Source organism: Flavobacterium sp. UBA4854 (assembly GCF_002399805.1).
Lineage (GTDB): Bacteria > Bacteroidota > Bacteroidia > Flavobacteriales > Flavobacteriaceae > Flavobacterium > Flavobacterium ginsengisoli.
Genome location: NZ_DHEI01000160.1, coordinates 1918 through 3208, shown reverse-complemented (window position 1 = coordinate 3208; position 1291 = coordinate 1918). Strand labels below are relative to the sequence as shown.

1 protein-coding gene is annotated in these 1291 nt (G+C 36.0%); it reads right to left on the bottom strand.

Features of this window, described 5'->3' with window-relative positions; translation table 11 throughout:
• Positions 1–163 precede the first annotated feature (163 nt).
• On the bottom strand, positions 164–1291 hold a 1128-nt coding region (locus tag B3J44_RS22930), incomplete at its 5' end, for a DUF7507 domain-containing protein (RefSeq protein WP_286971682.1).

Here is a 1291-nt window from a genome sequence, read left to right as displayed (position 1 = left end):
CCTAAGTTTCCATTTCCGCCTGTAACTAATACTTTGTTCATTAGATTCCAATTTGACTACGATATTAGAAAAAAAAACGATTAATCTCAAAACGAGCTTATTATTTATAAAAAAACTGGCTTCATTTATAGATGAAGCCAGTTAAGTTTTGTTTAATGATATCTTATTGCATACTCAAATAAAGGTAGCCAGCAGAGCTCTGCTCTTTACTATCAGAATCAACATATTTTATAATGTAATAATAAGTTCCTGTTGGCAATCCTGCACTTTGTTTTACAACTGCTCTACCATTAGAATAACCGTTAAACGCATTGGCTGTATTATCATATCCGTTTGTATGGAAAACTATTACTCCCCAACGGTTATAAATCTCAACTGTATTTTGAGGATAGCATTCGATTCCATCTATTTTAAAAATATCATTTTTACTATCTCCATTTGGTGATAATGCATTGTGTGCAATCACTTTGCAACCGTTTATGTCAAGAACCGTTGGATCATCACCTGTTGGAGAAGAGCCATCAGACAAATCTGAAACATCTTTTCCCGTTGGATCTACAGGAGTTGGAGGTCCTGTTGCTTCTGCTAAAGCTTGATTTACCACTTTTCCTTTAGCGATATCACTTGTCGTAATGGTATAGTTCGCTCTATAAAGCCATTTTTCGTGTAAATCCAAACTTCCGTTACCATCAAGATCTCCTGTACTATTTGCTACATCGGCAGGATCTAATGAAGGAGTCGATAATCCTGGCATTGGATCAGTTACTCTAACATTCGTCAATACTGTATTTCCGATATTAGTAACTGTAAATAAATAACTAATTACATCGCCAACTTTTGCATTATTAATATCTCCGCTAAAAGAAGCTATTTCTTTTACAATTGCAATTTTTGGGTTATTTGGCAATGGTACCACAGTACAATCAGGACAAGTTGGGTCATAATATGGATCTCCTGGTGTAGACGGATTGGTCGGATCCTTAGAAGTATCATTAACCGTCGTACCATCAGGATCGTCTACTGTAGGTGGCGTATTCCCTTGACCAAGTGCGCTATTGTAAATTACACCATTTTGAATATCAATTTGTGTAATAGTGTATGTTACTTGGGCATTTCCAGTTTGTCCAGGATCAAGTGTGCTCGGCACTATTGCAAGGTTTACTACTCCAATATACGAATCGTTTATTTTTACATTCTCCAATCTAATATTTCCTGTGTTTTTCACACTAAATGTATATGTAACTGTTTCTCCTGCTTCTGGAAAACCGTCTCCATTTGTATCATTGGCTGC